At 35.0% G+C, this 26,376-nt stretch carries 27 protein-coding genes and 1 pseudogene; 6 read left to right on the forward strand and 22 right to left on the reverse strand.

The features are described from left to right. Positions 1–119: 119 nt before the first annotated feature. The 21 genes and pseudogenes from GQS55_RS11025 to GQS55_RS11125 all read right to left on the reverse strand — a co-directional run bounded on the left by GQS55_RS11025 (position 120) and on the right by GQS55_RS11125 (position 20,624). A complete protein-coding gene (locus GQS55_RS11025) occupies positions 120–1,208 on the reverse strand; it encodes a hypothetical protein (RefSeq protein ID WP_159820570.1) in 1,089 nt (362 codons plus the stop codon). Between the two features lie 296 nt (positions 1,209–1,504). Beyond that, the gene (locus GQS55_RS11030) at positions 1,505–2,017 is read right to left on the reverse strand and encodes a cupin domain-containing protein (protein ID WP_159820572.1); all 513 of its coding nucleotides are present in this window, start codon (positions 2,015–2,017) and stop codon (positions 1,505–1,507) included. A gap of 57 nt (positions 2,018–2,074) precedes the next feature. After that, a complete protein-coding gene (locus tag GQS55_RS11035; RefSeq protein ID WP_159820574.1) occupies positions 2,075–2,476 on the reverse strand; it encodes an NUDIX hydrolase in 402 nt (133 codons plus the stop codon). Positions 2,477–2,601: 125 nt separating this feature from the next. Beyond that, positions 2,602–3,081, reverse strand: coding sequence for a shikimate kinase (locus GQS55_RS11040; RefSeq protein WP_159820576.1), 480 nt, complete (start codon positions 3,079–3,081; stop codon positions 2,602–2,604). 68 nt (positions 3,082–3,149) lie between these two features. Further along, a complete protein-coding gene (locus GQS55_RS11045; RefSeq protein WP_159820578.1) occupies positions 3,150–3,725 on the reverse strand; it encodes a YdeI/OmpD-associated family protein in 576 nt (191 codons plus the stop codon). A gap of 115 nt (positions 3,726–3,840) precedes the next feature. Beyond that, positions 3,841–4,155, reverse strand: a complete 315-nt coding sequence (locus GQS55_RS11050) for a DUF4144 family protein (protein ID WP_159820580.1) — start codon at positions 4,153–4,155, stop codon at positions 3,841–3,843. A gap of 304 nt (positions 4,156–4,459) precedes the next feature. Further along, a complete protein-coding gene (locus tag GQS55_RS11055; RefSeq protein ID WP_159820582.1) occupies positions 4,460–5,152 on the reverse strand; it encodes an aspartate/glutamate racemase family protein in 693 nt (230 codons plus the stop codon). Between the two features lie 62 nt (positions 5,153–5,214). Continuing rightward, on the reverse strand, positions 5,215–5,535 hold the full coding sequence (locus tag GQS55_RS11060) for a hypothetical protein (protein ID WP_159820583.1): 321 nt from the start codon (positions 5,533–5,535) through the stop codon (positions 5,215–5,217). A 105-nt stretch (positions 5,536–5,640) separates the two neighbouring features. Further along, positions 5,641–6,417 (reverse strand): type I methionyl aminopeptidase, encoded by a 777-nt coding sequence (map, locus tag GQS55_RS11065; protein ID WP_159820584.1) that lies wholly within the window; start codon positions 6,415–6,417, stop codon positions 5,641–5,643. Next, the gene (locus GQS55_RS11070) at positions 6,410–6,616 is read right to left on the reverse strand and encodes a ParD-like family protein (protein ID WP_159820585.1); all 207 of its coding nucleotides are present in this window, start codon (positions 6,614–6,616) and stop codon (positions 6,410–6,412) included. Before GQS55_RS11070 ends, map begins: the two co-directional genes overlap by 8 nt. Positions 6,617–6,794: 178 nt before the next feature. Then, positions 6,795–7,169, reverse strand: a pseudogene (locus GQS55_RS11075) (GFA family protein). Between the two features lie 52 nt (positions 7,170–7,221). Beyond that, positions 7,222–7,719 carry a GNAT family N-acetyltransferase gene (locus GQS55_RS11080; protein WP_201294671.1) on the reverse strand — a complete coding sequence of 166 codons (498 nt, stop codon included), beginning with the start codon at positions 7,717–7,719 and terminating at the stop codon, positions 7,222–7,224. A 513-nt stretch (positions 7,720–8,232) separates the two neighbouring features. Next, entirely contained in the window at positions 8,233–8,814 is a 582-nt protein-coding gene (locus tag GQS55_RS11085) for a VC2046/SO_2500 family protein (RefSeq protein WP_159820587.1), read from the reverse strand. Positions 8,815–8,950: 136 nt separating this feature from the next. Beyond that, the gene (locus tag GQS55_RS11090) at positions 8,951–10,975 is read right to left on the reverse strand and encodes a hypothetical protein (RefSeq protein ID WP_159820588.1); all 2,025 of its coding nucleotides are present in this window, start codon (positions 10,973–10,975) and stop codon (positions 8,951–8,953) included. Beyond that, positions 10,972–13,317, reverse strand: a complete 2,346-nt coding sequence (locus GQS55_RS11095) for a hypothetical protein (RefSeq protein ID WP_159820589.1) — start codon at positions 13,315–13,317, stop codon at positions 10,972–10,974. The genes GQS55_RS11090 and GQS55_RS11095 overlap by 4 nt, the downstream gene beginning before the upstream one ends. Further along, complete coding sequence (locus tag GQS55_RS11100; protein ID WP_159820590.1) at positions 13,310–14,782, reverse strand: BatA domain-containing protein; 1,473 nt, start codon at positions 14,780–14,782, stop codon at positions 13,310–13,312. The genes GQS55_RS11095 and GQS55_RS11100 overlap by 8 nt, the downstream gene beginning before the upstream one ends. After that, complete coding sequence (locus GQS55_RS11105) at positions 14,779–15,687, reverse strand: DUF58 domain-containing protein (protein WP_159820591.1); 909 nt, start codon at positions 15,685–15,687, stop codon at positions 14,779–14,781. Before GQS55_RS11105 ends, GQS55_RS11100 begins: the two co-directional genes overlap by 4 nt. 20 nt (positions 15,688–15,707) lie before the next feature. Next, positions 15,708–16,718, reverse strand: a complete 1,011-nt coding sequence (locus tag GQS55_RS11110; protein ID WP_159820592.1) for an AAA family ATPase — start codon at positions 16,716–16,718, stop codon at positions 15,708–15,710. 22 nt (positions 16,719–16,740) lie between these two features. Next, the gene (locus tag GQS55_RS11115) at positions 16,741–17,442 is read right to left on the reverse strand and encodes a DUF4159 domain-containing protein (RefSeq protein WP_159820593.1); all 702 of its coding nucleotides are present in this window, start codon (positions 17,440–17,442) and stop codon (positions 16,741–16,743) included. Between the two features lie 128 nt (positions 17,443–17,570). Further along, the gene (locus tag GQS55_RS11120) at positions 17,571–18,947 is read right to left on the reverse strand and encodes a TldD/PmbA family protein (protein WP_159820594.1); all 1,377 of its coding nucleotides are present in this window, start codon (positions 18,945–18,947) and stop codon (positions 17,571–17,573) included. A gap of 48 nt (positions 18,948–18,995) precedes the next feature. Next, positions 18,996–20,624: a TldD/PmbA family protein gene (locus GQS55_RS11125; RefSeq protein ID WP_159820595.1), complete on the reverse strand. Its 1,629-nt coding sequence runs from the start codon at positions 20,622–20,624 to the stop codon at positions 18,996–18,998. Positions 20,625–20,937: 313 nt separating this feature from the next. Here GQS55_RS11125 and xthA point away from each other — a divergent pair, with 313 nt between their 5' ends. After that, the gene (gene xthA, locus GQS55_RS11130; protein ID WP_159820596.1) at positions 20,938–21,747 is read left to right on the forward strand and encodes an exodeoxyribonuclease III; all 810 of its coding nucleotides are present in this window, start codon (positions 20,938–20,940) and stop codon (positions 21,745–21,747) included. A 55-nt stretch (positions 21,748–21,802) separates the two neighbouring features. After that, positions 21,803–22,612, forward strand: coding sequence for a 23S rRNA (guanine(745)-N(1))-methyltransferase (gene rlmA, locus GQS55_RS11135; protein ID WP_159820597.1), 810 nt, complete (start codon positions 21,803–21,805; stop codon positions 22,610–22,612). 72 nt (positions 22,613–22,684) lie between these two features. On the opposite strand, the gene yfbV is transcribed toward rlmA, so the two are convergent. Next, complete coding sequence (gene yfbV, locus GQS55_RS11140; RefSeq protein ID WP_159820598.1) at positions 22,685–23,155, reverse strand: terminus macrodomain insulation protein YfbV; 471 nt, start codon at positions 23,153–23,155, stop codon at positions 22,685–22,687. A gap of 339 nt (positions 23,156–23,494) precedes the next feature. Here yfbV and GQS55_RS11145 point away from each other — a divergent pair, with 339 nt between their 5' ends. The 4 genes from GQS55_RS11145 (at position 23,495) to GQS55_RS11160 (ending at position 26,307) form a co-directional block, all read left to right on the forward strand. Then, positions 23,495–23,875, forward strand: a complete 381-nt coding sequence (locus tag GQS55_RS11145; protein ID WP_159820599.1) for an ACT domain-containing protein — start codon at positions 23,495–23,497, stop codon at positions 23,873–23,875. Positions 23,876–23,926: 51 nt separating this feature from the next. Then, positions 23,927–24,298: a Spx/MgsR family RNA polymerase-binding regulatory protein gene (locus GQS55_RS11150; protein ID WP_159820600.1), complete on the forward strand. Its 372-nt coding sequence runs from the start codon at positions 23,927–23,929 to the stop codon at positions 24,296–24,298. A 69-nt stretch (positions 24,299–24,367) separates the two neighbouring features. After that, a complete protein-coding gene (gene dapE / locus GQS55_RS11155) occupies positions 24,368–25,555 on the forward strand; it encodes a succinyl-diaminopimelate desuccinylase (protein ID WP_442872195.1) in 1,188 nt (395 codons plus the stop codon). After that, the gene (locus tag GQS55_RS11160; protein WP_159820602.1) at positions 25,552–26,307 is read left to right on the forward strand and encodes a M15 family metallopeptidase; all 756 of its coding nucleotides are present in this window, start codon (positions 25,552–25,554) and stop codon (positions 26,305–26,307) included. Before dapE ends, GQS55_RS11160 begins: the two co-directional genes overlap by 4 nt. The last annotated feature ends 69 nt before the right edge of the window (positions 26,308–26,376 follow it).

Here is a 26,376-nt window from a genome sequence, read left to right on the forward strand (position 1 = left end):
AATAGCGCAAAAAAAGCATTGCAACTTTTATCGTTTTAAAAATGGCAATGCTATTAAGTTTATTCAATGTTTCGTGCTTAGCTCAAAGTTTACCGTTTATAGTAAACCCTTAGTGCTAATTATTGTCTATCGTCAATGGTATAACCATTTGGAATATTAAATTGACTATCATGGATTTGTTTTTCAGAAACTGATGTTACTTCATAAATATATCGAACACGCGCATCTTTTTTCCATTCTTCAACAACACCATCAACAATTTTATCCGCTTCATCTTTTATTATATTACCCAAAAAGCTACTTGCAGCATTACCTAGACCTTGAGAGAAATCCAGTGGTGTATCTGCACGTTTTTTCTTCGCAACAGGGCAAGCTTCACTTTTTTGAAACCACTCCATTTTGACAGATAGCGGATAACCTTCAATGGTTGATAACTTTTGAGTTATGCTATTAAACTGCATTTTGTCTGTTTTTTCTACATCACCACTAAACGCGCTAATAGCTTTATAACCATCTTTACCCAGTAACCGTACTAAAGCATTATTGTCACCAACAGTATCAAGGTAGTTATCAGTCGCTTTTTCATGCACTTTCCAAGCATGAGTCATTTCTGCTGTCGGGGTTGTCGTCCAAAATACAAATTGTAAGAGGTTAAGATCAACTTTACCTGCAGAATCTTTAAACTCTGTGACCCAAGTAGCCGTATATTCTTGAGCAGGCAAACCGCCTATTTGGCGCGTGCTGTTTGTTGCAACTACGGTAAAGTCATTTTTATCTAATGTTACTGCACAACCACGTTCTTCATAGGTTTCATATTCTTCTTCCTCTTCTGAAGACGCTTGAGTTTTCGCCATAAAATTTTCAAAGAGATCAGCACAGCCACTTAACTTACATTCACGATAAGTTTCTCTATCATGATCAACTTCCCACAGTAAATTTTCAGTCATACGGAAAATATTCGTAATATCGTAATCGGCCCACCCCATATAAAAGCTATCAAACTCTGCTTTTTGGTCTATTGCTCGCATATTCTCACGTGTATATACAGTTTGTTTACCCGTATGGTCTGGAAGATATAAGCCATTAACGCTAAATTTTGCTGTAACAACAGAGGTAGGATTTTTTGGTGTGGTATCAACTGGTGGCGCAGCACATGAAGCCAGAACACTTGCTACAGCTAAAGTAATAAGTTTACGGTTAAAAGTCATTTTTTTTCCCTAATATGAATGAGTTAATAACATTTTCACATAAAAGCCTAATTTTGATAAGCATTAAATTATATTTATTGTCAATACACCCCATACATTTACCAAAGATAATAGTTACAGCTAAACCAAAATAAATTAAATTAATTATAAGTGAAAATGAGCGCTTAATAGAACACATGAGTATGCGAAGAGTTAAGATGTATTCTGCTTGCTGCCATCTGGATTATTTCTTCGTTATAAAAAATAATACCAGTGACATAGCTACTATTTTATTTTTACTTAAATATACAGCCTAACTATTTTTTATTTGCTAAACGGTCAATAACAACTTTATGTTGAGGGAACTTATTGAGTAATTCTTCTCGGCTAACCTCAATCATATCTTCTTGTTCCCAACCAGGCGCAACAGCTTCGCTTACTAAACCATATGAACCAGAAGTTAGCTCTGCAGCTTTATAAGTGCCACCAGGAACGGCAAGTTGTAACTGCTGACCATTGAATATATCTGGGCCAACGACAACTTTTTCATAACGCCCATCAGGGTAAATCATATGGTAGGTAATTGGGGATCCCATATGATAAAACTCAATACCATCCGAATACTTGGTATGAAAATGATCAATATGATTATCTTCGGTCAACATATAAAATATTGCCGACATTGTTGTTCTTTCGCCACGCACAGTACTTACTTTATCTCTATGGTTGGCCTTAAATGTCTGACGAAAATACCCTCCTTCAAAATGATGTTCTAACGATAACTTTTCAATAACTTGTGCTTTAGTTAAGTGCGAAGTGGCATTATTCATAACTTTTTGGTTATCCTTTAGTGGTGTTTTTAGCTAGTATTCAATCAAGGTATAAAATTAATGTAGTAAACCTTTACTCTTAAGCCAATCCATCACTTTAATAGTTCCAAGTGAACAAAGATGTTTATCTTGATAGTCAATAAAACCTATTTCTTCTATTTCTGCATCTGGACAAAGTTCACCTTGGAAATCAGCAAAATAACACGTTAGTTTAACAACAGTATCGTTATTTTTACCGTCCGCTTGAGCTTTAAACGTTTTTGCATATTGAATCGAATTTGGCATTAAATCTACCGATATTTCTTCTTTAATTTCACGTGTAAGTGCTTGCTCATCAGACTCCCCCGCTTCTCGTTTACCGCCAGGAATATAAAACAGCAGTTTATCTTTTGAGCGAGCACTTAGTAGTTTTCCGTCTTGAATGTATAACCAAGCGAGCTTATCAATTTCTTTTTTCACAAATATTCCTATTTATATTAACTACACTAACTATCTGATTTCCCGTTGAAAGAAATATAATTAGCTACTATATTACAGAGTAAAACTGTAAATCACTTTTACTTTGCAATAATTTGTTATACACCTTACTTGTTTGAAAAATGCATTCGCTTCTTACCTTTAAAGTCGTGATATAACTTTTCATGTGCAACTTTTGAAAAGGTATCGGCTCGATCAGCGTATTGTGAAATCCAATTCACCAGCATTGCCAAATTGGCATCTTGAGCTGCCTTACTTTCATATTTATGTGGCTCCCAAGGCCGAGCTTTAGCATTTTTTATGCAAGAAGAAACAGGTAAGTTTAGAAAAATAATTTCGTCTGCTTGCTCAATGACAAGTGCTAATAAGTCGGCATAACAACCTTCAATTACCCAGTTATTGTGGGTTATTAAAAAGTCATAAAGCAATGTACTCGACTCGGTAATAGGCAGTCGCTCTGGTGGTGTAGTCGGTTTCCAAGCAATAGTGTCTAAATCTAAATGAGCAAGATCATCGTGTAACGCTAACTGTTTTGCGAGCGTTGATTTCCCCGATCCTGAATTACCAAAAATAACAACTTTACTCAATATTATTCCTTAGCGCCTAAACACTGCTAAATGATTTACTCTGATTTTTTTGCAATATTACATCTAACTTATTTGGGCTTCTCTTCATTAATTAACATATTAATAAATTTTATAAAACGCCTTGATCTAGTTTCGGTTTTTTTCGCACTTATTAAACCATGAGCTATAACATAGCGACTTGATTTAGTTAGTTTTTCAAAAAATATTTTTGCGCTTGGGTTACGATCTAGTGCAACTAGAAAATCGGTGGGAACTTCTATTTCACTGACAACATAAGCATTTTCCCAACGACCATCCGCTTTTGCCGCGCGAATATGCACAAGACCTGGCTCCATCATTAAGTTTTCACGTATCAAACGTTCTGCATGCTCGGTATTCCTCTTAGACCAGTTACTTCGTGCGGTTCTTGGCGTAATACGTTGAAGATAAGCTTGCGCATCAATTGATTTTTTAACACCATCAATCCAACCCCAACATAGCGCCTCGATCACGATATCATTCCAAGTGACACTCAAAATACCCGTGTTTTTCTTATATACCTTAACCCAAAGTTCGCTTTCAGACGCGTGATTAGCCTTAAGCCATTGGTTTAAATCTTTTGGTATTAAGAATGTTTTTATTTTTAGCAGATCAGGCTCTGGCATCTCGTAATAACCTCTTTGGGGTATAGCCTTGCGTAGTGGTTAAAGTAACTCGTTATATCAACAAATAGTGATTATCGCTAGCTTCTATTTGTTTAAAAAAATAAGCTTATTGAAGTTAATAATTTAATGAATGTATCGCTTCAGAAACGGTTAAAAAATTGATTTTCGTAAGACAAACTGAGACCTTGTTGAATTCATGCGCCCGGATCAAGTTTACAGCTTCGTTGGTTGACAAAGTTTTGTCTTGTGCAATTAAATCAAGCTTCCCTGAAGTAGACTTCATTAGGTAGCAGTTACCTGATGCATCTATTACATAATCATCATCAGTAAAAATAAGTGCACTACACTCTAAACTGAATTTTTCAAATGAATCTAAGTAAATAAGTTCATCATCACCATCAAGTTTCAACATGCATGGCCACGAAATCATAGCAATTACCTTAATATATTTTACAGCCAAAATAGGCTAAATTAGTGGTTTAAATGTAACACTCAATAAAACGCTTTCACTATGTTAAATTTTCTTATCTACTTAACCTGAACTCGGTTTAAGATGTTTTTAATCCATTGAAATAATTACTAATAAAATTTAACTTTTACTCTAGCTTGATAGTTTTTCTTTCTTCAAGACAAATTTCGCATCAATAGCTAGTCTATTGCAAGTAAATTTAACGATGAAGCAAGTAAAAGTAACTGTTAGAGAAGAATATATTAAGCCGAGCTCAGGTTACTTATTATTCAATTGCCCATTCGACTGCTTTTTGAGCATGAATAGCGGTAGTATCTAGCAAGGTAACATTTGTATCACTTTGCTCGATTAACATACCAATTTCAGTACAGCCAAGAATTACCGCCTCGGCGCCACGATTAGCTAAAGAGTTAATAATTCTGAGATATTCATCTTTAGAAGATGAAATGGTATTTCCAAGGCAAAGTTCTTTATAAATAACATGATGAATAATTTTTCTATCTGTTTCATCAGGAACTAACACAGTTAAACCATAATTATCTTTTAGTCGCCCTTTGTAGAAATCTTGCTCCATAGTAAAAGCCGTGCCTAATAGGCCAACCGTTTTAATTCCTTTTTTAACCAAAACTTCAGCGGTAGCATCAGCTATATGCAATAAAGGGATATTAATCGCTTCTTCTATCTGGGGAGCAACTTTATGCATGGTATTTGTGCAAATAAGTAAAAAATCGGCACCAGCACATTGAACATTAATAGCAGCTTGTGAGAGTATTTTTGCAGTACCGTCCCAATCACCAGTGTGTTGTAACTTCTCAATGGAATCAAAATCAACACTATACATAGCAATTTTTGCAGAATGCAGGCCTCCTAAAGCCTCTTTAACGCCTTCATTAATCTTTCGATAATATCCAACTGAGCTTTCCCAACTCATACCACCTAAAAGACCAATTGTTTTCATGCGACCTCTCAAAATACGTTAACAATATAACGAAACTATACAGTTTCTCACTTAGCCAAATATCAATGTGACATGCCAGATTCAATTTTTAAATACTTACCTTTACCGAAAGTAATGTAATACAAGGGTAATAAAAGCAATGTTATTATATTACTCGCAAAGGAATTTTTAATAGCAATGCCATTTTCAGTTATAGCGTGTACCGGAAAAGCTTGACTTGAACACCAATCAATTTTTGCCTGAAGGTTTTTAGTATCATCGGGAATTTCAATCGATTGTACAGACCCTCTTGTAATTGTTGCTACCTCTACACCATCTGCAAATAACTTATAGTCTCGCACCATATCTGCAAGCTGCTTTGGTCTAAAAACTTGGATAATCATTTGTGCTCCATATTGGCTATATACTCCATAAAATAGCAAGGATAATTAGTTATAACAAACAACGACTAAGCAAGAGCCAACGCTTTTCACATTTTACATAATTTGTTAAGCCGCTTTTTCTTCATCTCGAAGCGTTAATACTTCAAAACCAGTCTCTGTCACTAAAATAGTATGTTCCCATTGTGCAGATAGTTTCTTATCTTTAGTCACTACGGTCCAGCCATCATTTTTAATTTTTACTTTTTGCGAACCCTGATTAATCATTGGCTCTATGGTAAATGTCATTCCCGCTTCAAGCACTAAGCCTGTATGTGGTGTTCCATAGTGAAGTACTTGAGGAGCTTCGTGCATTTCTTTACCGATTCCATGACCACAATATTCTCGAACGACACTATAACCAGAAGCTTCGGCATGTTTTTGTATCGCATGACCAACATCACCCAGTGTTGCTTTTGGTTTTACTACCTGAATACCTTTCCACATAGCTTCATACGTTGTTTTAACTAAACGTTTAGCTTCAGGACTAGCGGTGCTAAGTACATACATTTTGCTTGAATCACTGATATAACCATTTTTCTCTAAGGTAATATCAATATTTACAATATCTTTGCTTTTTAATTGAGAGATATTATTAGGTACACCATGACAGACAACATCATTTACCGATGAGTTAAGTGAATATTGATAACCATACTGGCCCTTACTCGCAGGGCGAGCATGTAATACATTAACAATATAACTATCGACTTTAGCATCAATCTCTAATGTTGTTATCCCTTCACAGATAAAATCATCAAGCATTTTAAATACTTGAACTAAAAGTCTGCCTGACTCTCTCATAAACTCAATTTCTGCATCAGTTTTTAACATTGATTTATTCATGTAAAAGCTCCGCAATAGTAAGTTTTTCTTTCAATAATTGCTTTTTAATGACTTCATGATAAGTAAGTGTTGGGTTTAACTCAGCTAGCATACCTAGTTTTATCCAGAATTCTGCTTGTGAATTGATAGACCTAGACATGACATTGCTCGACTTTCTAATTTCTTCATGCAATTCGTCTGATATTTTCACGATTCCCATTATACGCTCCATATATGATTCATATACAAATCATATATTCGTAAAAATAAAATGTCAACGTAGTTAATTGACTCTTCACTAACAGAAAAGTGTTTACTAGCCCTAATATGAGCATTAATCACAGCCAACTATCATTTGTACTTAACACTTTAATTTAATATTTTCATTATAAATTTAATTATATTTTAGCTGAAAAAGAAGCCATGATCTCATCGCTAGTCACCTCTTTGGTTGCATTTGAAAAACAATAATAGTTAGGTCGCATATCACTAAAATATTGCATATCCATTGCTAACTCTTTTAAGTTATGAAATATCCCTACCGGCATATTATATTCACCTGTAGCTTTAAATTTATAAAACAGATGAGTGCCACATTCATTACAAAAACCTCGGGATGCCCAAGATGATGACTCATACATTTTAACTTTATCTTCACCTTCAATTTTTACGTTAGTTCCATATTTAACCGCAAAGAATGGCCCTCCTCCCTAAGTTCTACATGATTGGCAGTGACAAACTGTAAACTTAGGATCAACCTCTTCAACGGTGATTGTTACAGCAACACAAAGACAATTTGATTTGCATTGTTTATATTTAACCTATTTATCCCTTCGCTCGATAATCTGGTCGTATTCTTGACATCATATGTACATCTAAATATTTGCCCGATTTAAAGGCACTTAATTTTTTAGTGCCTTCTATTTCAAACCCAACTTGTTCATAAAGTGATATCGCAGCTAAATTATCAACGTGTACTTCTAATTCTAAACGCACTAAGTTAAGCCAATTATCAGCTTGATTTATTGCCTCAAGCATTAGCATTTTACCAATTCCCTTACCATGAGAATCAGGATGAACAGCTATAGCTATACTTGCCCCATGCTTCTCTCGAATTTTATTTTTCAGGAAAATAGTTATATGCCCAACAACCCGAGATTGACTCTCGACAACTAAAGTATAGTTATCTGGACTATTGAATAAGTTTTCAACTATATCTGCATTGAGAAAAGGGAGCTGAGAAGTGTTCTCTAAAAGTGATGGGAAATTATATATTTCAAATAAATCGTTGTTATCTGAACTAGCTAACCGTCTAATTTTCATTTCCAAAATAGATTCCTACACAAATTTACAATTTGCACATACCATAGCAATAAATAACTGGAAATTCCTTACTAATATGTGAGAGCTAAAACAGTAAAATCTTTTAGTTCAATAGCAATTAGAATCATAGATGCTAGGACACATAAACAGTGACAACTTAACTATAAAAATAAATTTATTAAATGTTATTTTGATAGTTTTCATCGACTAAGTTTGAAAGTTCCATTTGAATGATTGTCCTGATAATGTGAATGATGAGCTGCTCACCTTGAGATGAGCGAAAATATGAGACTAGATACGTGAATCTCTCTTTGGCATAATTATAGTGTATTCAAGAGGAAATATTTAAAGCCCAATCAGTTCAAACAAACATAAATTGATGATTAATTTATCTGAACAATAGCCTTTAAAGAAGTAAAGACTAACGGCAACTTTTAAATAAAATTTAAGATTACTACGCTTATCGAAGAAGTGAAAAATCGATGTGTTGATAGACTATAAGTAGAAAGTATATTACGCAGCTACGTCAACTAGGCTTGATTCAACAACTGAATTTTGAACCGCTTTCAACCAACCATCAACATCCATATTTAACGGCTTGTTCATCACTTGCCCTTCTTGTTTATTGGCATGTTTTTCTTGGCAGATCAAATTCGTATTAGTTAAGATATTACTCTCAATATGTTTTTTATCATCACGAAACGCAAGTGGATTTGGTGATATAGCATTAGATAGGTGCAAGGAAGCTAAGTCATTATCAATAATCAATTGGCTTTGGTTATAGCGATTAATTTGTTGCATGTTTTTTAATGCTAACGGTGCTTCATCTGGCAGATCAAAATGTTTTCTTAACGTTTTATTGTTAACTTCTTTTATATCTGTTGACGTACCATCAATTGGTGCAGACTTTGGTAGGATAAATTGGCTTTGCTCTCTAACATCATCACAAAGCATCGCTAACATTAAAGAAAAGTCTGAACGTCTTGACTGATGCACACATTCGTTTAACTGCTCACCTAATTGCAATTCATGCAATAAAGGCTTTGAAGCTACCGAATTAGTGTTAACTGTGTCATCTACAACGTTTACAGCCAAAGGATTATCTCTTCTTTACAAAACTATAATTAAAAATTTAAGGTTAAAAAATTTAAAAAAGTTGTTGTTAAATAATGTTATGTAAAGAAGTTATCGACCCAAAAATGTAAAGCTTTAGTATTAATTTAATAAAAATTTAAAATATTTTTCTTTCGTACCACAATAAAGATGAGCTGATGAACAATAACCACCAAAACGTCAATTTATCAATAGGTACGTAGCTGACTTTGTTTGCTATTTTTAATGAGTTTTTATGCGCTAAGTGACTCGCTTCATGCTTCAATAATTGTTGCCAAGTTAGCCAGTTTTGTTGTGAATACACAAATACTGATTGGTTATTTAAGCGTATATTATTTTGTAATGGAGCACTGAGGTTGACTTGATTAAAGTCCGTTTTTTCATCCGTAAGAGCAAAGTTATACCAACCTAAATGATCACTTAAATACACGCCACAATAAGCAGACTCTAAAACAACTGATGGTAATAAATTGATATTTTTAACTTGTAGATCACTGACGTCATTCCCATTTAGTTGTGCGCACATTTGTTGTGTATCACCTTGGTAATAAATCTGGTCTATAGGTGATTTCTGAAACCCTGATTCTTGCGCTGAACGTGCAGTATTTTCAATAATATGCTGCCAATAGCGACTATAATGACTTTTATTATCAGATGTTAGCCATTGGTAACTGCTATTAATTAATGAGAAAGTCGCCGTGCCTAAACCATAATTATGTGCAATCGCCAACGTTTGACTGTCATTGCCTTCAACAAACACCTCACCGTTAGCTTTAGGTAAAATTGCATTGGTATAGGATAAAGTATGTTCTTCTTGGCTATGTAACCAACGCGGTATAGTGGTTAACCCTTGATTCACTTTTGTACTTAATGGCCATGATTCTTGTGAAAAAACACGCGTTAATAATGAATGACTTAACACTTCATTAGAAGATAACAGTAATTCATCATCGACAATAATAATTAAACCTAGACCATTTTTTACCGCAATCTCAACTTGTTCAATTTCTTCCTTTTTTAAGGATAAAACGGCACGACCATCCATATAAAGTAAGTCAGTATCTTTCAACCAAGTGCTTGTAAACACTTTTTCAATCATGTTTATGGTACTTTTATCCGCCTTATTTACATTAGATATAGCTTCTACATCGGTAGTCGCATTAACAACTTGTTGAATATATTTATTTTTACTCACTTGTGTAAAAACTAATACTTCTTCGCCCTGCTCTGCTAGCCAATTTTTTAAATGTTTACTTTCAAAGGAAGCTGCCGACTGCTTGATAACAACTTTTATTTTTTCAGCTGAAGTAACACTAAACGATACCGGCTCTGACATTAGCAACGTTTGATCATCGTCGAAGACTTTCAACTGATAAGTAAATAAACCTTGGCTTTTTAACGAAGCCGATAAATTAAAACGTTCATTATGTTTAATTAAAAATTCATCAACAACTTCATCATAAACATTTGATAAACTTATTTTAAAAATGCGTTCTTCATCTTGCTTTTGTGCTCTGAATGTTCCAGCAATATAAAAAGGTTGCCCTAGTACTAATTGTTTAGGCCAGTTAAGTTTTACCGGACCAGTTCGAATACTTGAAGGGTAAAAATTAACATTAAATTGCGGTTTACTTGGGTCTTTATCCGTTGTTGAATTAATCAAGCTCTTCAATATTTGCCACTTTGGTGACGCCAAGCCGTCGCCATAAACACTTAACTGAGTAACTAAGGGTTGGTACACCAATATTTCACCTACATTCTCAATGAACAACGGTTTAGTTAACGTAGATAAATCTAATGAAGCTTGCCAATTACGTGGCGAAGATAAAAGAAAAAACTGTGTATTATCATCCTTAGGTATTGATTCAATTTGTTGCTGGCTTGTTCCATAAGTTAATAACACGGCTGAAGTTTCGATTTTAGTTTTTATTTTTATATCACTGATCAAGCCAATAATCGCACAAAATGAGAAAATATTAAGTAAAACAATCCCAACAAAACGGCGTGAATAAGTTAAGCGTTGATAAGCTGAAAAAATTGTAATGCCTAAGATAATAAAACTAACCATAATAAGCGCATATTCAATAGCGATAATATGGCTTGGTAGGGTTAACTGTAGGTTTTCCGTTATATTAAAAATCATGGTTGCACCGACAAAAATTCAGCATACTGCTGAGTTAAAGCATCTCTAGCATGGTAAGGCTTTCTCAATACCTGCGGTTTTGCATTAGGCTCAGGCAGTAATTGCCAAATTTTTTCGGCTAAGTCAGCTATACACAATTGACAATTATCAAGTTCAAAACTATTAGCGAGTAATATTCGCTCTATGATAGCCACATACTTTATCAATACAGGACGTTTATCAAGTAACGCTTCAAGTTGATTTTTTACATTGGTAATAAGCTGTCGATCTGTATTAGAAAGCAACATTTCTTTTGACGTTGTCGCCTTATTGTTCACACGACTTAACAACCCATTTAATAAACGATAAAATTTATTTAACTGACTTTGTTCATTATCAGTTAAGTCTATGGTTTGATGGTGTTGATAGCTTAAAATATCATTTAAGTCACCTTGATATCGCCGCTGTTCAGTCACTGGAGGTGGTTCAAACCCGAGGCGTTTAACATAAATACGCTCTGCTTTTTTTGCCATGTTTAAATACTTTAATGCTTCTTCTTCATAAGGAAGCGCTTTTTCAGGTACTGATAACATTAAGTGCGACTCTGCTTGCCACATATTAGTGATAGAACGTTTCATTAAAGCTTTAGGGTCTTGGCGTGCCATAATACCAATATCTGCTTCTTCATGATTGTGCCCAAATTGACTAATAACCTCACTACTACCTGACTTATCTGTACCAAAGCCTTTCATTGCAAAATCATCACTGGCATGGTGCTCACCTTCATCGTGAGGATGTTCTTCTACTTCATCATGATTATCTTGATTCGTGGCAGTATCCGCTAGACTCGAAACTTGCTCACTTGCTTCATGACTCATGGCATGGCTACCGCCGCCATCTTCTACTTCATCACCCAAGTACTGGCCATACTTTTCTTTCAACTCACGCTGAGCAATACCTAATAACTCTGATTTTTCAACAAATTGTTCCGTAGTTAACTCTGTTTTATCATTAATAAGATCAATTGTTTCAATAATAATTTGTCGCTGACTTTTAAAATATTCAGGCATAAAATCAAGCAATGCACCGTCAAACATCACAGCCTGATCTTCATCTTCAAGCCAACGTATTATTTTTGTTATTGACCGTGTTATTTGTGCCTTTGGTTGGCGGTTATCCCATGCTTTGACAGTAAAATAAAGCTCATCACCTGGCTCCATACCCAATTTTTCTAACTGCCAATTAATATAATAATGATCAACACCGTCAATAATGTCAGTGGAATCAAAATTAAAAGTTTGATCTCTAAACTTAACCGACTCACCTGAGCCTTTGGCGATAGAAGCTAATATTTCAACCTTAGCAACATTATAATCATCAGTTATTTTCACCTGTGTTAACACGTCAGTATTACCTTGTGTCGCAATTTCAGTAATCGTTTTATTCGGGCTAATAATAGTAATTTTAGCGTTTTGATCTTTAACTATTGTTAAAGTATAAATCTCAGATAATAAGGTCTCAACGCCGTTAACAAGAATGCCTAAACGATAAACACTTGTATAATCAGCGGCTTTTTCTAGGCTATAAAAACCTTGGTTTTCTTTGGTAAAATATAATTTTTTATTATCTGAAAATTCAATGAAAACATTATCGATTGTGGAATTAAAAGCTAATTGCCAACGCAGAATTGAGCCCTCAACAGCTGACACATTTAAATCATTTTGCTGGCGGCTTTGTAACTTGGTGTAACTTGGTGGTGTTATAAGGACTTCATGCTGTGTCAATAAAAGTGTTTGGCTAGTCTCTGCCGTTTTATCTTTACTAACAGTTACCTTAATAGCGTCATTCCCGCTTGCATTCAGTAATGGTAACCATAGATGACTAAAATACATTAATAGTAAAATTATCATCGCACAAGCACATGACACCAGACTATTTTGATAAGATATTTTAGGGTAAATTGCACCCTGCTTATCGCTTAATAAAAGTTCAATACTACTAATTGTTTTTTGTTTTTGTAATGTCTGTAATATTGAAAGTGAATCGTCATCTCGAGTGACTAGTTGTGCACTTTCTTGTAGTTCAGGGTATAACCGGTTTAAGTGTTGTAATAAATTATTTAACGTTAGTTGTTGATAACTTGAAGATTTAATCCTTATCCAAATAATTAAAACAAGAGTTAGCATACTTATTATGATGAGTAAAATAAGAGGTGTGTTTATATACATCCCCACGGTTAACAATATTATTAGCCATGGCAAAAAATTAACCACAGTATAGCAATGCCATCTAACTTTTAGTTGTTTCACTACAGCATTAAGTTGAACGTTAATCGAATTTTCTGCGTTATTATTATCAGACATTATCCTTACCTCTCAATGTCTGAGAAATAAGTATGTCACTAGAATGACTGACATTATCTGAGTTAAACGCTTTATTTAGCTTACTTGGCTCCTGAGTTTTTTTAAACCTTTCACTTAACAAGCGCTCAAGCGACCAGAAAAGCACTAACAGTATGATTAATAATTGAGTAATAGATTCGTTTTTAAATGATTTCGTATAATTACCTGCATAGTGCTCTTTATTAGGTTCTTTATAATCATCTTTATTAGCTAAGGACGATGCAATAGCAGGGTTTTCATTGATAAGCTGACTCGTTATTTGTTCATCGCTTAACTGTTGCTGCATTTGGTAATCTTTTATTGCTTCATCTATTAATAGTGACATCAATACTGATGGAAACGTTATTTTCGTCACAAGTTCATCCCAGTTCACTAAATGAGTCACATTAGGCTCTTTCGCATGCGTTATATCCGCAATTAAGCTTGTTCCTTTTTGAACTTCTTGATTAATAAACAAAGGAATTGGCGCAGAGCTTAAATATAAAATCGAATCATACTTGCCTGTAATATTATTATTATTATGAAGCTGATCACCTTTGGATGGTTCATATTCAAGAGAGTTATCTTTAGGTAAATCATCTTTACCCTGCTCATCTTGAAATAGTTCATCGTTAAGTTCATCAGAAAGTTGAAACCTAAAGGTTAACTTCTCAAGCTTAGTGGCTTGAATAATAGAAAGAGCAACCCTTAAAGCCGATAAATATTCATTAGTATTCTTATCACTAATAACCACTACTGATAGCGTTTTATTGATTAATGACTCCATTGAGTCGGTTATTTCTTCTTCAGATAAGTGCTTAATATCCCAAGTAATATTATCCGGTAAATTAACTTTACCGCCGATAAATTGTGATAAACGATTAGTAGTATAAACCTTGATATTTACGTTATTAGGTAAAGTTTTGGCATAGTTATTAACAAGTAACCAAGTATTTTGTTGCTTACTTTCTTTTAAATAATTGCTTTTATTAGTATTGGTGACCGTATTTTTCCAAGTAACAATTTTATCACCGATTAATCGTTCAACCCCTGCTGATAAAAGATAAGTAGGCACATTTTCAGCTTTTAATGCTAGTGTCTTTAATTCCGCTTCAGTTGCATTATTTAGCCAATCATTAGTAATTAAGATATTACCTTCAGTAGCGCCATCAGTATTACTTCTATCATCATAATATAGTTGAGCTAACAGTAGCACCGAAAAAAGTAGCATAAGTAAACGACAACATAATAATAAGCGCTCAACTAAACGTATTTCATTCATTTTTACCGGTTTACTTAATTGAATTAACCAAATATTACCAAAAGGGACTAATTTCCCCTTACTTTTACTGAATAAATGAATAATTAACGGTACAAGTAAACTCAAAAGCGCAAGTAGCATCCAAGGCGATTGTACAAACCAGTAGGCTATTGAAGGGAATATCATTTAATAACAGCCTTATTTCTCATCGTTAGAATATCAAATAAGGTTTGATCAAGCGGTTCATCTATATTAGCAATAAAGTGTTTCACTTTGTTTTTGGTTAATCTAGTCAGTAAGTCCGTTTGATATTTTTGCTTTTCAACATAGTACTTTTCTTTAACTTGATTTGCAGAAACTAACACTTGCTCCTTGCTTTCTAAATCTTCAAATCGAATCGCACCTTTATAAGGAAATAGCTCCTCATCATCACAAGTTAATTGAATAGTAACAACGTCAGTTCTGGTATTACTGAGTTGCCCTACCAGCTCAACAATTTCATCACTTTGCTGATGAAAGTCACTAATAACAAAAATAATGCCGTTACTTTGTAAACGACCTAATTGATTCATAACATGTTCAAGCACAGGAAAAGAATTTTGTGCTTTTAATCGCGTTAATCCTAAAAGAATTTTTTGCCAATGACGTTCGCCAGATAACGCAGGAAGAAACGTTTGATTATCGTTATTTAAGGATAAAAAGCCAACATTATCACCTTGCTTTTGGGCAAGATAAGCAGCCGTTGCGATTAAACACCGTGCATAATCAAGTTTATGCCATGAGTTTTCATTTGAGCTGATCTGAGATCTTTGTAACATTGAAGCACTGGTATCTAAAACAAACCAAGCATTAATATCACTTTCTCGTTCAGCCTCTCTGACAAAATACTTATCTGAACGTGCAAATAGCTTCCAATCGACTCGCGACAAGTCATCACCAGGCTCATAAACACGGTATTGGCTAAACTCTATGCCAACGCCTCGCTGAGTACCCGTATGTAGGCCATGTAAAAAACCTTGTGCTAAGGTTTTAGCAACTAAAGGTAGGTCTTTAATTCGAGATAATGTTTTTGGATCAACAAATTCATGCATTATAATAACTTAAACCCAACCTATGTTAACGGACTAGTAGGTTTTGGTACGCTTAATAATAAATCACTAATAACATCATCTGTTGAAACATTGTCAGCTTCCGCTTGAAAGTTAAGTAAAATTCGATGACGTAAAACAGCAGGTGCAACAAAAATAAGATCGTCTAAAGTCATCGCATAACGCCCTGACAATAACGCCTTAGCTTTAGCACATAACACTAATGCTTGCCCTGCTCGAGGTCCTGCCCCCCAACGTACAAACGAATTAACTTTGTCAGACTTAACAAGATCATTATCGCTTGAACCGGGTCTTGTTGTTCTAACAAGTGCACTCACATAATCAAGCAAGGCATCAGATACTTCAACTGAGCGTACAAGTTGTTGCAATTCGAGTAATTCTTCACCTTTTAATACACGTGTTAAGGTAGATTCTGCGTTACCTGTGGTTCTTTTCAATATTTCTACTTCTTCGGCTTGGGTTGGGTAGCCCACACGAATAAACATTAAAAAACGATCTAATTGTGCTTCTGGTAAAGGAAAAGTGCCCGCTTGTTCAACCGGGTTCTGGGTTGCTAAAACAAAAAATGGTTTAGGCAAAGCGTGGCTTTCACCCGCATAGCTCACACACTTTTCTTGCATTGCTTCAAGGAGTGCCGCTTGAGTCTTCGGTGGCGTACGATTGATTTCATCCGCTAACAAAATATTGGTAAAAACTGGCCCTTTTTGAAATTTGAAAAAACGATCACCACTGCTATGGTCTGTTTCTAATATTTCGGTACCAATAATATCACTCGGCATTAAGTCTGGTGTGAATTGTACGCGATTAAAATTTAGTTCTAATGTTTGTGCTAACGAACTTACCATTAGCGTTTTTGCCAAACCGGGCACACCTTCGAGTAAACAGTGTCCGCCTGCTAAAATACTGATTAATAATTCTTCCATCACAGTTTTTTGGCCAACAATTACTTTTCCAACTTCATCGATGACTTGAGAAAGTTTATTTAATGTTGCAGTAATCTCTTGTTCGTTCATTCTTTCATCCATTGTTGTACTGTTAAGCTGTCATTGCATACATAACAATATTGACGGCAAAGCGTGTATTATCAACTTTTAACCAACGCTTATTTCTAAAGTCATAATCCCATTCGCATCCTAAATCTTTATTGCTATAAAGCACGCCAATTCTGCCATCTACTTCAATCGCTTTTAGATAATCATGCACTAGATCATCTCCCCAACCATTTAACTCAATGGATGTTCGAGGCGGTCCATCAAATTTAAAAAAGGAAGAGTAAATAGCGTGATCATTTGGTATTTTTTTTAATGAATCCTCGCCAAAAATTTCCATCATTTGTTGCTCAAAGCTACGCGCAAACATGCCATCAATATCATGATTACAATCGTCAACAAAAACGAAGCCGCCATTTTCGACATAACGTTTGAAATTTTGTTTTTCTTCATGATTAAATTGTACTAAACGATGACCCGCTAAATAACAAAATGGTGCGGTTAACATAATGGGATCAGATAACGGGACAATGCGCTCTTTTATATCAACACGTAAACTCGTGTATTCAATCAACGAGTTTAAAACATTGGCCGGCATTCGCTCATCAACTTCCCAATCTCCTGATTCATAACCTAAACGGGTAAAGTAAAAGTCAAAATAAGGTGCTGATAATACTGAAGGTATACTGCCTAAAGCGGTAATACCTGATAAAGCAGAAAGTGATTTTAGAAAATAGCGTCTATTCATTATAAAAAAGTAGCGTAATTAGAAGATGATAGTAAAGAGCATAAACTCTGCTTACTAGAATTGAATTAACTTCAAACAATAAAACAAGGTTTGAAGTTAATTCGCATATTTACGATAATAAAACAGATTTATACCGCGTCAGATAAACTACTAAAGGTAAAATCACGAATTTTCATGGGTGGTACCATAGAGCCATTTATTCTTACTGGCTTACCTAATGCTTCAATATTATTCAGCATTACGATAGGACTTTCATTAAATCTGAAGTTTTTAATTGGATACTTAATTTTGCCGTTTTCAATATAGAAAGTACCATCGCGCGTTAAACCAGTATAAAGCAAGGTTTGTGGGTCTAAAGCGCGGATATACCATAAACGAGTAACAAGTACGCCTCGGCGTGTATTTTTGATCATTTCTTCAAGACTTTCATCACCACCAGCCATAATAAACTGTGCTGCACCACCAAAAATACCTGAACCCGCATAAGCTGTAGGTTTATATTCAACACCCGTTTTTTTAGCCCAATAAGCAGAATTTGGCATATTGATAATTTTGCCATCTTTTACCCAGTCAGTTTTACTCACACTATAACCGTCACCAGAGAAAGGCGGTGTTGGTACTTCAGGGTGCATTGGATCTGAATAAATATGGACTCGCTCATCAAAAAGCTTGTCACCTAATTTATTCGTTGCGCCAACCAAGTTACCTTCACTATCTTTAATTTGTTTTTTACTTAAAAAACTACGGCCTTCATCTGCTGGTCGCTGTCCCATACTGCCAAACATATTACTTAGCAGTTGAACACTGGCGGCAGGCTCTAAAATTACCGTATATTTACCCGGCTCCATTTCTTTAGCATCAACCGACCCTAATGATTTTTTAATAGCCGCATCTGAAGTTTTTTTAGTATCAAGTAAACTAACATCGCTATAATCGCTCGTTGCCCAACCAGAGCCTTTACCATCTTCAGTTCTAATGGTTACGGTAAAATCAACGTTGGTTGATTTATCGTAAGCAAACAACCCTTTATTATTCATAATTGCAGTAAAGCTAGTGCCTTCTTGTAAAAAACCGGAAGAGACTAATTTATTCGCTTTTGATGGTTTAATGCTGTTTTCAGCTGCTTGCGCTCTATCATCAGGGGTAACACTGGCAGTTGAATCAAAAAAACCTGTTGGTTTACTGTATTTTTGCGGACCAAACACTGGCATTCTTTCTGGATTTTCTGGTGCTAATTTGGCTAACTCTTCTGAGCGCTGTACTACTTTTTTAATTGATGCATCATCAAATTCATTAATCATTGCGATACCAGTGCGTAGTCCAAAAGTAGACTGAACAGCAAGTGTTAAATCACTTTGCTCACCCGCTGTAGATACCGTATTACGTGCATAACGGATATTACCGCCTACTTGGCCTTCTAAATTACATTCACACTCATCTGCCTTTGAAAACTTTAAAACTTTAGTAAGCAATGTTTTTGCATGTTGCTCTGATAAAATAGTCATTACATATTCCTTCTTTAAATTATATTGCTTTGTGTATCGAATTAACGACTACACATTACGTGCGGTATTAATCACGTTTATATTGTTAAAACGTGTCGTTGGACAACCGTGAGACACTGCACTCACTTGCGAAGGTTGACCTTTACCATCAAAGAAAGAACCGCCTATTCTGTAATCAGATTCTCCTGCCATTTGTGTACAACTGTTCCAAAACTCCTGCGTATTCGATTGATAAGCAACGTCTTCAATTTGTTCGGTAATTTTACCATTTTTAATTTCATAAAATAATTGACCACCAAACTGGAAGTTATAACGTTGTTGATCAATTGAGAACGAACCACGACCTGCGATATAAATACCATTTTCAACATCTTTAATTACATCTTCTGCTGAAATATCTTTTTTGTTTGGTTTTAATGAGACATTAGGCATACGTTGAAATTGCACGTCACGCCAGCTTTGAGCATAACAACAACCGTGAGATTCTTTTTGGTCAATCATATGTACTTGATCGCGAGTAGCTTGGTAATTAACTAACGTACCGTCTTTAACTAAATCCCATTCTTTAGTTTTAACGCCTTCATCATCAAAACCAACATTTCCTAATGAATAAGGTTGTGTTTTATCCGCCACTAAATTAACTATTTTAGAACCATAATTAAACTTGCCACTTTTCCACTTATCTAAGGTCGCAAAACTTGTTCCAGCATAGTTAGCTTCATAACCTAATACTCGGTCTAACTCTAATGGATGACCTACTGATTCATGGATAGTTAACATTAAATGTGCAGGGTCTAACACTAAATCATACTTTCCTGGTTCAACTGATTTAGCTTTCAGTTTAATTTTAAGCTGTTTACCAGCTTCAGCGGCATCTTCCAGTATATCGTAAGAATTTTTATAACCAACATTAGCACCAGAAATACGAATTTTATCTTCTTCTTTGCCATCTAAGTACTCAAACCCCATACCAACAGGATTACCCAGGCCTGTACGTTGCTTAAAGCCTGATTCGCCAATAGCGGTAGCAAAGAATGGTGCCCATAAACGATGTACATCTTGATCAATATAAGACCCATCAGTAGAAGCAAAATATTTTTGCTCATTCACCAAAAATAGTACTGACGTAATATAATTAGCACCATTCGTCATGGCTGCATCATTAACTGACAGCAATAAATCAACTTTGTCTTTAATAGGTACTTCAAATGCATTTTTTGTGATTGGTGTATTCCAAGTAACATCACCAACCCCTTTAACTGGTGCTAATTGAACTGGCACCGTTTGAAACTTCGAATTAGCAACAGCGACGGCAACCGCTTGTTCAGCTGCTTTAGCTACGCTATCCGGTGTCATATTAGAGGTAGAAGCAAAACCCCATGTACCGTTTGCAATAACACGAACACCAATACCCGCAGACTCAGTATTAACTATGTTATCAACACGTTTTTCTTGCGTTGTAATAAATTGGTTTAAATACCGACCAATACGAACATCGGCATAAGTTGCGCCTTTCGCTTTAGCGGCATTTAGCGCAATATCAGCAAGCTTTTTCTTAAATATCACATCCATTGGCTTGTCTAATAATTGCTCTGCTGAAACCGCCATACCTGACATAGGCAGCACAAGTCCGCCGACGCCGACACCGGTGAGTTTAATAAAATCACGTCTTTGCATTAGTATTCCCTTCTATTAATTATTTGTTTTATTAATTGTAATTATTTTTAATGTATTTCAAGCTATTAATTTCATTTAATAAGTTATATCAAAAAAGGTTCTAAAAATATTTTTTAATATAACTTATGCCATCAGTTTATAACAATAATACGAAAAAGCTCAATAGCTTAAAAAACTAAATCGGTAACAATCTATTACAAAAATATTGGAAATAAACCTCTTTGAGTAAAAATAGGAAGATCAGGCAATAAATAGAGTTTTTAAAAAAGGTTTCTGTTAGCATAATCAACAAATTTTTTACTGAGTCTGTTTTATGAAAATTATCTCTTTTAACATTAATGGCCTTCGCGCTCGTCTTCATCAATTACAAGCTATTATTGATAAACACCAACCTGATATTATTGGCCTACAAGAAATCAAGGTTCACGATGAAGTATTCCCACTTGAAGCGGTTGAAGCTATGGGGTATCACGTTTATTTTCATGGACAAAAAGCCCATTATGGTGTGGCGATGCTTTGTAAGAAAGAAGCAGTATCGGTACAAAAAGGTTTTCCTACTGATGATGAGGAAGCTCAACGTCGCATGATTATGGTAGAAACAACCAACGATAAAGGTGAGAAAATCACTGTCTTAAATGGTTATTTTCCACAAGGTGAAAACATTAGCCATGAAACCAAATACCCTTATAAGCGAAAATTTTATCAAGACTTAATGACTTACTTGAATGAGCATCACACCAAAGATGAAAAAATTGTTGTGATGGGTGACATCAATATATCTCCACTTGATTTAGATATTGGTATTGGTGAAGTGAATCGCAAGCGCTGGTTAAAGTCAGGAAAATGTTCATTTCAATTAGAAGAGCGCGAATGGTTAGCCAAATTAATGAATTGGGGTTTTACCGATACTTTCCGTCAACTGCACCCTGAACAGACTGAAAAATACTCTTGGTTTGATTATCGTTCACGGGGTTTTGATGACAATCGTGGTTTACGAATTGACGTTGTATTGGCAACACAAAGCTTAAGTGAACAATGTATTGAATCAGATATTGATTATGAATTACGCGGTATAGAAAAGCCGTCTGATCATGCGCCAATTTGGTCTACTTTTAACCACTAAATATCTCTATTAAATATTAGCATTAACGATTGAACGTTAATGCTAAAGGTAAACTATGTCTCAATTAGAAAAATACCTCTGCCCTCTTTGCCTGCAACCATTATCTCTTACCGGTAAAACCTATTGTTGTGATAATAAACATAGTTTTGATCAGGCTAAACAAGGTTATGTAAATTTGCTTCCTGTGCAATTTAAACACTCAAAAGAGCCAGGTGATAATAAAGCAATGGTTGTTGCCAGAAGATCCTTTCTCGATAAAGGTTTTTATCAACCATTAGTTGATAAAATGCTTGAGCTTTATCAGCAATATGGCGATACAAACACGCCTTTACTTGATGCAGGTTGTGGCGAAGGTTTTTATACTCATCAACATAAAAAGAGTACAAATAATGTTTACGGTGTTGATATTGCGAAAGAAACAATAAAAATTGCCGCTAAGCGCTATAAAACTTGCCATTTTAGTGTTGGAACATTATCTAAATTAAGTTTTAGTGATAATTACTTTGCTTGGCTTGTATCTGTATATGCGCCAATTTTAGAAACGGAATTTACACGTATTCTTAGTGAGAACGGCTACCTTTTAACAGTAACCCCGGCTGAAAAACATCTGTTTGAATTAAAAGAACTTATTTATGAACAAGCTAACCAGCATGACACGAGTAAGAGCCCTATTGAAAACTTAACGCTTATTGAAGAGCAAAAATTAACTTACCCAATGCAATTTAGTAACAATGAAGATGTCTTGAATTTATTAGCGATGACACCTTTCGCGTTTAAAGCCTCAAAAGAGTTAATTACACAGATTAAAACGATGAGCGAATTTACTTGCCAAGCAGATTTTATTTTACGTTTATACAAAAAATAAAAACAATACTTTTACACCTGCATGAAGATACAAGTATTAATATTAGCAATAAAAGCGCTTATATTGCTTAAATCATGTATTTCGAGAGGCGTAAGTAATCTGCAAGAGCTGAGCTAAATCAATATATCTTGGGTTGGAAGTAGCTAAATCATTTAAGTTTTTATTGCTTCCCTGAGTTAATGCTTTTTCTAACCCACTACGATACCAAGATGCTAAAGGCGGAGGTAAAATTTTATCCGCTTTAACACCTAACATCACTAAAGCTTGCACAGGAATAGATAATAAAAATATTCCATACACTAAAGCTTGAGGTAACGCGTTAATCGCATTATTGATATTACCATTCCCACTAAAAAAGCCAGAAGCGAAGTAAAGCTGCATAATAACAGTAAATAACGACAATGCAGGGAAATAGCGACAAACAAAGCGTGCACTTTGTACCGCACGATAATCAGAAAAATATCGTGCTAATTCGACTTTTTTAGGCCAAAGCTTACAATACTTTTGACCTAGTTTAATAAGGTCTATTACGGATATATTCATATACAAACTATAGCACTAATGTGCGACCTGGAAAAGTGGCTCGAAAATAAACGCATCATGATAGGTTAAAAAGATAAATTTATGTCCTTTAGCTACTTGCATTCTCGACATTTATAGGACGCTTAAATAAAAAGTGACTTTGAATAGTAACGATAAGCTAAAAAACACACACACCAATAAAATTATATAAATCAACGAATTAAACTTTACCCACATAATTACACACAAAGATGTCCACAGGAAATGTGGATGTTATCACTATTGTAATATTTTGCCCTTCGCTAGAGTTAACACTAAAAAATAGTTATAATAGTGTCTTTAATAAAACATGGATTTACAATGGCTTTAACCTTAAAACGCTTAAATGAGTCTTTCGCTATTCATCGTCTATCTAAAGAGAGTGACATACCCGCTCAAGTTTTTACCGCGCCTATCTATTTTATTGCTAAAACTTTTAATGAAGTTTCTATCGTTTTACCTGACACAATTAAAATTAAAAGCGATGCAGTTGAACCTAATTGGCGAGCTTTAGAGGTTGTTGGTCCATTAGATTTCTCGTTAACCGGGATTTTATCGCGTATTGCAACTCTGCTCGCTAATGAGAGCATCAGCATTTTTGCTATCTCTACGTTTGATACTGACTATATATTAGTAAAAAAAGAGGCTATTGCCGCAGCAATCACGACACTTAAATTGAACGATTACAGCGTGATCGAATAATTGTTCGGCTATAATTCAATTTTACATTAGGATAATCAACTAGTAACTATTATGACTAAAAAATTAACACTATACGGAATCAACAACTGCGATACAGTTAAAAAATCTTTAAAGTGGCTTACAGCGAATAATATTGAACATCAATTTTATGATTTTAAAAAGCAGCCGCTTAGCGAAGCCCTATTAAAAAAATTTGTTGAACTTAATGATTGGAGTACTTTACTTAATAAGCGCAGCACCACCTATCGTAATTTAAGTGATGATATTAAGAATAATCTCACCGATGAAGTGGCTTTTGAACAAGTCCTTGCGCAGCCTACGTTGTTGAAGCGACCTTTACTGTTAATAGAGTCGTCTGATGAGTCAAGTCAGCAATTACACTTAGGCTTTAAACCTGAACTCTACCAAAGTATTTGCCAATAAATATCAAATTACCTGTGCAAATGACCTAAATGACCTATGATAGCGATGTAAATTATTTATATTTCAAGGATACCTATGTCAGACCAAACTAGTGAGGTTATCAAGCTAGCAATCGATTTAATCTCTCGCCCATCAGTAACCCCTGAAGATGCGGGTTGTCAGCAATTAATGAAAGATCGACTTGGAAAACTTGGTTTTATTAACGAAACAATGGTATTTGAAGATACAACTAACTTATGGTCTAGGCGTGATGGTAAAACGTTAAATGAAAGTGACCCTATATTCTGTTTTGCAGGACATACTGATGTTGTTCCCGCTGGAAATTTAGAACTATGGGACACTCCCCCTTTTGAGCCAACCATTATTGATGGTGTTTTATATGGACGAGGGGCTGCTGATATGAAAGGTAGTCTTGCTGCAATGCTTGTGGCTACGGAGCGATTTGTCACAGACTATCCCAACTATCATGGTGCTATTGCCTATTTGATAACAAGCGATGAAGAAGGACCTTTTATTAATGGTACAACTCGTGTCATTGATACCTTAGAAGCACGTAATGAAAAAATTACATATTGCATCGTTGGTGAGCCATCAAGTACTCACTCAGTTGGCGATATAATAAAAAATGGTCGTCGCGGATCCATCTCTGCAGACTTAGATATTAAAGGGAAGCAAGGGCATGTTGCCTACCCTGAACATGTTATAAATCCAATTCATATAGCAATGCCTGCTTTAACAGAGCTCAGTCAATATCATTGGGATAATGGTAATGATTACTTCCCTGCCACCAGTTTTCAATTATCAAACATTAATTCAGGTACCGGTGCGACTAATGTTGTACCAGGGAATTTAACGGCATTATTTAATTTACGTTATAGCACAGAATTAACTGATCAAATTATTGTTCAACAAGTTGAATCAATATTAAATAAACATAAATTAAACTACGACATAAAATGGACTTTTAACGGCAAACCTTTTATTACTGAATTAGGTAATGAAAAAGGTGATTTTTTAACATCAGTAACACAAGCTGTTAGCTCTGTTACCGGTATAGCGCCAAAGCTTTCAACATCTGGTGGTACTTCTGATGGTCGATTTATTGCGCCAACAGGAGCAAAGGTAATAGAGTTAGGGCCGTGTAATGCAACTATTCATCAAGTTAATGAATCGGTAACATGTGAGGATTTAGAAAAACTTTGTGATATTTATTATGCTTGTTTACAGCAAGTATTATTGCAAGATGAAACTGAATGACCACTATGAGTATTGCCGTAACTAATAATAAAATATGTGAAAAATTTTTAGCGCAAGCACTTGGGCTAACTGATAAACATATCCATTTTTTTGAAAATGATATGTCACTTGATACAGATAAACCGGCTAATGCAAAAGTATTAGGCATACATCAACTGATGCAAAACGATTACCAAGCATTAGTAGACCATGCAGCTAAAGCGGGTATTGAAATACAACTTGCAAGTGGCTTTCGCTCATTTGAACGACAATTGTTAATTTGGAATAACAAATTTACTGGCAAAGCGGCCATTAAAGATATTGATGGTAAAGTAATAAATATTAGTGAACTTTCTGACCTTGAGATAACGAATGCTATCTTACTATTTTCTGCCCTTCCGGGTGCAAGTAGACATCATTGGGGTTGTGATATTGATATTTATGCACCCAATTTATTAGGTGATAGCAATTTGCAGCTAGAGCCATGGGAATATGCTGAATCAGGTCCTTTCGCCAAGCTGTCATCTTGGTTGGTAGAGCATGCCGAACAATATGGTTTTTATTTTCCATATGATCGTTTCCGTGGTGGTATAGCCGCAGAGCCATGGCATTTATCTTACGCACCTCTTGCCAAAAAATATCAAGCTGTGTTGAGTATAGAATCACTACAAAACTTATTATTGAAAACCGATATGGCAGGTAAAGACACAGTCATTGAACATTTACCGCTAATTTTTAAACGCTATATCAATAACATTAATACAATTTATTAACTAAATACCATTATTTTGTTAGCGACCTTGCTTAAAGAAAGGCACTACGAGCTCATGGTGATATCACGA

Origin of the sequence: Colwellia sp. 20A7, from assembly GCF_009832865.1 — a bacterium.
Lineage (GTDB): Bacteria > Pseudomonadota > Gammaproteobacteria > Enterobacterales > Alteromonadaceae > Colwellia.